The following is a 6,363-nucleotide window of genomic DNA, read 5'->3' on the forward strand; positions in this document are numbered from 1 at the left end:
GGGGTTTTCTTGTTTTGTGTTTTCCTTATTTTACCCGCTTTTCACTACCCGGGGCTTACGCTGGGCGGCGGCGGGGGGGGGGGGGGGGGCCCCCCCCCCCCCCCCCCCGGCCATGGGGAGGGAAAGAAATGCGCGAGACGATGAGACGCGGCCTGGCCACCCTGCTGGGCCTGGCCACCCTGGGGGCCCTCGGCGTGGCGACGGCCGCGCCCGCCCAGGCGGAGCCGAGCGACTGCCCGAAGGGCTACTTCTGCGCCTGGACGACGGCGCACGCCACGGGCACGATGCTCAAGACCACCAAGAGCATGCCGACGCTCGGCACCTGGGACAACAAGATCCAGTCGGTCTCCAACCGTACGAACCAGTACGCGTGCGGCTACGACGAGCCCAACTACACGTCCTCGTACTGGAGCGTCGGCACCCGTGAGCCCGACCCGGGCGGCACGGAGTGGGGCGGCTTCGGCCTGAGCTCGGTGAGCTCGATCAAGCTCGTCCCGACGGAGCGCGAGTGCACGGGCCCCGCGTACCCGTCCTGGTCCGCCGTCGCGGAGTCCTCGACCCGTTCCTCCTTCGCCAACCTGGACGGCAACCTCGTCGCGGATCTCCTGGTCCGTGACAAGGCGGGCCGCCTGTGGTTCCTCCCGGGCAACGGCGGCGGCAAGCTGGTGGGTTCGGGCTGGAACGCGATGAACGCCCTGACCCGGCACGGCGACTTCTCCGGTGACGGCAAGGAGGACGTGATCGCCCGCGAGGCGTCCACCGGCAAGCTGTGGCTGTACAAGGGCGACGGCACCGGTTACGTCGGCTCGCGCCTGCTGATCGGCACGGGCGGCTGGAACTCCATGAACCACCTCACCGCCTTCGGCGACCTGTCCGGCGACGGCCGCTCCGACCTCCTCGCGGTGGAGCGGTCCACGGGCAAGCTGTGGCTCTACCCCGGCACGGCCACGGGCCCGCTCGGCGCCCGCAAGCTGATCGGCGCCGGCGGCTGGAACGGCATGAACGCGCTGGTCGCCCCCGGCGACCTGAACGGCGACGGCAAGGCCGACCTCCTCGCCCGCGAAGCGTCGACGGGCAAGCTCTGGCGCTACCCGACCAAGCCCGGCGCCCTCGGCTCCCGGCTCCTCGTCGGCGGCGGCTGGAACGTGATGAAGACGTTCGTCGGCATCGGCAACGTCGAGTACGGCGACCCCAACGACCTGCTGACCATCACCGGCAGCGGCGCCTCGACCTCCCTCACGGCCACCTCCTGCCAGGGCGCCGGCTGCCTGATGGTGTACCCCGGCAAGGGCACCGGCGGCCTGAACCCGGGCTACGGCGACGGCAACGACTACAACTGGGACGACATGAACGCCGTCTTCTGACGGTTCGCCCCACGCCGAAGGGCCTCCACCCGCGACGGGTCGGAGGCCCTTCGGCGTGTACGCGCCCGCCGGGCCGGAGGCCGCTCCCGACGGTCGAAGATCCGTTCGTGGAGGGAGAGTCGCTCCCGGGCGATGGTGGCTGCGCTACGGTGACGGAAACGTCACGCTCCGTAAAAGGGGCGGCCCCCGGAGGTGCGACAACACCACCCGGGGGCCTTCACTGCTAGTGGATACATGGAGTCCACCAGAAATGCTTCGGCATGCTATCGCGCCCTCGTCGGCGTACACGAAGGTCTCGCACAGTGTCGTCCGGAATCCGCGGCTGAACAGCGACGCGAAGATCCTCCTCGTCTACCTCCAGGGTCTCCCGGAGAGCGCGGCCACCGCGAAGCCGCTCGGCGGGCACGCCGTGGACCTGGGCATGAAGCCCCGGGCGTACCAGCGGGCGAAGGAAGCGCTCACGGCGTGCGGATACCTGCACGAGTGGCGGTGGCAGGGTGGCCGGGGCCGCTGGATCACCGAGCAGCTCATCACGAACGTCACCCTCACGCGCGACGAGGCGACGGCGGTGCGGGACGGCGACCGGTCACCGACTGTGCCGTTTCCGACGGTCGGCGGACCGGGCACCCGGGAACTCGGCGGCTCTCCCACAGATGAAGACGGGGAGAAGAACACCCCCCACCCACCCACCGAAGAGCCCCCGGAGTCACCGGAGTCCCCGCGGAGCGAGCACCCGGATGAGGCCGAAGCTCCGGCCGCGACCGAAGTCCCGCTCGCGGGAACGGCTTCCGGCGAGGGGGCCCACGTCGCCCGGGCGGAGCGGCTGCTGCTGTCGCTGCGGCACGAGAACCGGGATCTGCTGCTCGGGGTGCGCGAGGCGCGGGGGCTCGCCGCTCTGGCGGCGGAGTGGCTCTGCCGGGGGGTCTCGCCCGGCGACCTGCGGCACGCCCTGACGGCGCGCCTGCCCCGTGGCGGCGTCCGGTCGGCGGCCGGGTTCCTGCGGTACCGGCTGGTGGAGAAGCTTCCGCCGGAGCCGGGGGAGGCGTGGTTCGAGGAGGCGCCGGGCGCGGCGCCCGGTGCGCTCGTGGAGTGCGAGGGGCCGGGGGAGGCCCATGTGTTCCGGCCGGTGGGGGACGAGACCCGCTGTGGGTCCTGCCGCCGTGAGGGCGCCCCGGGTGCCCGGGGCCCGGAGCACCGGCCCGGCCGCGCGGCGGACTGGCGCGAGCGCGTGGCCGAGGCGTTCGCCGAACGCCCCGGGCTCGCGTGGAGCGCGCTCGACCGCCCGGCGGGCCCGGCCCCGTCCGGCGGCTGACGTGCGGCGCCCGACACGGACGGCCCCGCACGCCCGCCCACCGGGCCTCCACCGGGCCGTCCGCGCCCGCCCCGGCCGGGGAGGGAGCCCGCTAGCCTGGCCGGGTGATACGTGCCTGGCTGACGCCGATCCTGCTGGCCCTCGCGGGGGTGCTCGTCGCGGGGAGCCGCGCGGCGGGCGGGAGCCGGGTCTCCGGTCTGGCCCTCCTGGCGCTCTTCCTGCTGCTCGCCTTCCTCAACTCGCCTCTGGTCTTCCCCCGTTCGCTCACCTCCGCCGAGGCCCTGCGCCGCAGCGGGGCCGACGGGCGGCCGGTCGTCTACTGGCGGCCCGGCTGCACGTACTGCATGCGGCTCCGGGCCCGGCTCGGCGGCCGGGCCCGGCAGGCGTACTGGGTGAACATCTGGCGCGACCCGGAGGCCGCGGCGGCGGTCCGCGCCGTCAACGACGGCAACGAGACCGTGCCCACCGTCCTCCTGGCCGGCCGCCACCACACCAACCCGGACCCGGCGTGGCTCCGCGCCCGGCTCGACGCCACCGGCCCCCGACGCCCCTGAGCTCAGGCGTCCCGCTCCGGCACGGCGACCCCGTGGGCCGGGAAGGCGCCGGTCAGCATCGCGTACTGCTCGGGGGTGAGCCGGTCCCGCCTCCAGATCGCCTGCGCGGTCATCGTCGTCCGGGAGACGGCGGCGGTCAGACCACCGCCGGGCCGGGCGGCCCGCAGCTCCTCCGCGCGCGGGTGGAAGGCGTCCCGGACCAGCTTCTGGAGGGCGGAGAAGCGCGCCGCGTCGAACTTCGGCACGGCGGTGAGGTCGAAGGAGCCGGCGGCGACCGCCACCGCCGTGGCGTGCCGGATCTCCTGGAGGGAGTCCAGGGGCAGGCGGGAGGCGGCGGCGACGAAGGCGGCGACTTCGGGCGGGATCGTGGAGGACATGCGAGCAGGTTCCCACGGGCCTCCGACACCCCCCGCCGCCGACGGCTATCGCACCGTTCCGGCGGCCACGGGGGTGTCGGCCGCCCCCGTCCCGGCCGCCCCCGACCCGGCGGGCTCCGCCCCGGCAGCCTCAGTCCCGGCCGCCCCGGAACGGCCGCGCAGGCCGAAGGCGCTGACCAGAGCGGCGACGAGGGCGGCGGCCAGCGGGACCACGAGGGCCGCGCGGTAGCCGTCGAGCAGGGCCGCGGGCGAGGTGCCGTCGGTCGCCGCGACCTGGACGGCGGCCACCGCCGACAGGCCCAGCGCCGCTCCGAACTGGAAGGACGTGTACAGCAGTCCGCCGGCCACCCCCTGCTCCTCCTCCGCGACGCCCTCGGTCGCGACGATGGTGAGCGGGCCGTACGCGAGGGAGAAGGCCAGGCCCAGGGCGATCAGGCTGGGGAACATCGCCGGATACGTCCAGTCCGCGCCGACCGGCAGGAACAGCGCGTACGCCAGGGCGGCCAGCAGCAGCCCGCCGAAGATGACCCGGGCGTTGCCGAACCGGGCCACGAGCCGGGGCGTCAGGGTCGGCGAGAGGACCGCGTCCACGCCGATGACGATCAGGGCGAGACTCGTCTGGAGCGTCGACCAGCCGCGCAGCTCCTGGAGGTAGAGCACGGCGACGAACTGGAAGCCGAAGAAGCCCGCGGCGAAGAGCATGCCCGCCAGGTTGGCGCGGACGAGTCCGCCGTCGCGGAGCAGGCCCGGACGGACCAGGGGCGAGGCGGAACGGCGCTCGACGGCGGCGAAGACGAGGAAGAGGGCGAGGCTCGCGCCGATCGTGCCGGCCGTCCAGAGGGCGGGGACGTGGGTGGCGCGCTCGACGCCGAAGACGAGGAGCAGGATGGCGGCGGTGACGCTGACCGCCCCCGCCAGGCCGACGCCCCGCCCCTTCCGGTCGGGGCGCGGCGACGCGGGGATGAGCGCGACCGCGGCGACCAGGATGACCAGGGAGGGGACGACGGGCGCGAAGAACACCCAGCGCCAGTCGGCGGCGGCCAGCAGCCCGCCGGCCACCAGGCCGAGGGAGAAGCCGCCGGCCGCGGTGCCCGAGTAGACCAGCAGGGCCTTGTCGCGCCGCGGGCCCTCCTCGAAGCTCGTGGTGATGATCGACAGGCCGGCGGGGGTCATGAAGGCCGCGGCGACGCCGGTCACGAAGCGGGCGGCGATCAGCATCCAGCCCTCGGTGGCGAGACCGCCGAGGCCGGAGAAGAGCAGGAAGACGCCGAGCCAGAGGACGAACATCCGCCGCCGCCCGAAGAGGTCGGCGGCCCGGCCGCCCAGCAGCATGAAACCGCCGTAGCCCAGCACGTAGGCGCTCATCACCCACTGGAGCGTGCCGGTGGACAGGCCCAGGTCCTCGCGGATCGACGGCAGCGCCACGTTGAGCATGGCGACGTCGATGCCTTCGAGGAAGATCGCGCCGCAGAGCACCAGGAGCACGCCCCACGCGCGCCCGCTCATGCGGCCGGTGTCGCTGCCCGGAAGGAAGGGAGGGGTGGATGTGGACACGGGAGGACCCCTTGTCGACGAAGGAAGGGTGGTGCGGGACGGCCGCACGCCGGAGTCGCGCACGCGGGGTTCCCTTGAAGTCCACGCGGAGAAACGGAAGCTGACGGCGAATCACGGTAAGGGAGTCCGGTTTTCGCTTGTCGGCCCTCGAATCATCCGGCAGCCTGGGGAGGCATGGAAGAACGCACTTTCACGTCACCTGGTCACTGCGAGGGAACCGAGCAGGAGTACGCGGTCCTCCAGTGGGACGCCCGCGAGGGGTGCGAAGTGCGCCAGATCCTCGACCGGGTCGCCGACAAGTGGTCGCTGCTGACCATCGCCCACCTGGAGCGCGAGCCGCTGCGTTTCTCCGCACTCCGCCGCCGCATCGACGGCATCAGCCAGCGGATGCTGACCGTGACACTCCGCCAGCTCGAACGGGACGGCCTCGTCCGGCGGACCGTCCACCCCGTGGTCCCGCCCCGCGTCGAGTACGCGCTCACGCCGCTCGGCGGCACCCTGCACACCACGATCCAGGCCCTGGTCGGCTGGACCGAACTCCACCAGGACGAGATCGCCCGCGCCCGCGCCGACTTCGACAGCCGGCAGGAGGCCCTCGCTCCGTAGCGCGACCGCCCCGGTACCTCCGGCGCCCCGGAGGTGACCGCCCGGGAAAACCCGTGGCCGCCGCCGATCCCGCCCGGATACGGTCGCCGCCATGACCAGCCCCGCCCCCGGCCCGCAGGCCCGGCCGACGACGACCCTCTGGCGCCCCACCGGCCCCGAGGAGCTCGCTCTCGTCCGCGCGCTCGACTGGCGCGCCTGGCCGCCCCGGCTGCCCGAGCAGCCGATCTTCTACCCGGTGCTCGACGAGGACTACGCGATCCGCATCGCCCGCGACTGGAACGTGAAGCACAGCGGCTCCGGCTACGTCACCCGCTTCGAGGTCGACTCCGCCTTCCTGGCGCGCTACCCCGTCCGGCAGGCCGGCGGCCGCACGATCCTGGAGCTGTGGGTGCCGGCCGAGGAGCTGGACGAGTTCAACGCGCACATCGTGGGGCCGATCACGGTCACCCACGAGTTCCACTGACCGGGCCGGCCGAGGAAAAAAGAGGGGGGGGGGCCCCGGGCGCGGGGGGGGCCCCGGGAACGGACGCCGGAAGGCCCCGCCCCCCCCGAGATGAGAGCCCGCCCGAGAGGAGGGGCCCGCCGCCGCCAACCCC

7 protein-coding genes are annotated in these 6,363 nt (G+C 73.9%); 5 read left to right on the top strand and 2 right to left on the bottom strand.

Translation table 11 applies throughout. From position 1 onward, the window contains the following. The first annotated feature begins 128 nt into the window (after window positions 1-128). From ACFW6A_RS38970 to ACFW6A_RS38980, 3 genes are all read left to right on the top strand, one after another. On the top strand, window positions 129-1,364 hold the full coding sequence (locus ACFW6A_RS38970) for a peptidase inhibitor family I36 protein (RefSeq protein WP_386646629.1): 1,236 nt from the start codon (window positions 129-131) through the stop codon (window positions 1,362-1,364). Between the two features lie 250 nt (window positions 1,365-1,614). Further along, entirely contained in the window at window positions 1,615-2,676 is a 1,062-nt protein-coding gene (locus ACFW6A_RS38975; RefSeq protein ID WP_386646631.1) for a hypothetical protein, read from the top strand. Between the two features lie 104 nt (window positions 2,677-2,780). Then, complete coding sequence (locus ACFW6A_RS38980; RefSeq protein ID WP_386646633.1) at window positions 2,781-3,230, top strand: glutaredoxin domain-containing protein; 450 nt, start codon at window positions 2,781-2,783, stop codon at window positions 3,228-3,230. Between the two features lie 2 nt (window positions 3,231-3,232). Here ACFW6A_RS38980 and ACFW6A_RS38985 read toward each other — a convergent pair whose 3' ends face one another. Next, window positions 3,233-3,607 carry a hypothetical protein gene (locus tag ACFW6A_RS38985; protein WP_386646635.1) on the bottom strand — a complete coding sequence of 125 codons (375 nt, stop codon included), beginning with the start codon at window positions 3,605-3,607 and terminating at the stop codon, window positions 3,233-3,235. Window positions 3,608-3,652: 45 nt separating this feature from the next. Beyond that, window positions 3,653-5,113: an MFS transporter gene (locus tag ACFW6A_RS38990; RefSeq protein ID WP_386646637.1), complete on the bottom strand. Its 1,461-nt coding sequence runs from the start codon at window positions 5,111-5,113 to the stop codon at window positions 3,653-3,655. A gap of 222 nt (window positions 5,114-5,335) precedes the next feature. On the opposite strand from ACFW6A_RS38990, the gene ACFW6A_RS38995 reads away from it, so the two are divergent. Both ACFW6A_RS38995 and ACFW6A_RS39000 read left to right on the top strand, forming a co-directional pair. Next, window positions 5,336-5,767, top strand: a complete 432-nt coding sequence (locus ACFW6A_RS38995; RefSeq protein ID WP_351856979.1) for a helix-turn-helix domain-containing protein — start codon at window positions 5,336-5,338, stop codon at window positions 5,765-5,767. Between the two features lie 91 nt (window positions 5,768-5,858). After that, window positions 5,859-6,230 (top strand): hypothetical protein, encoded by a 372-nt coding sequence (locus ACFW6A_RS39000; protein ID WP_386483121.1) that lies wholly within the window; start codon window positions 5,859-5,861, stop codon window positions 6,228-6,230. Window positions 6,231-6,363 lie beyond the last annotated feature (133 nt).

It is taken from the genome of Streptomyces sp. NPDC058758, assembly GCF_042746075.1.
Taxonomy (GTDB): domain Bacteria; phylum Actinomycetota; class Actinomycetes; order Streptomycetales; family Streptomycetaceae; genus Streptomyces.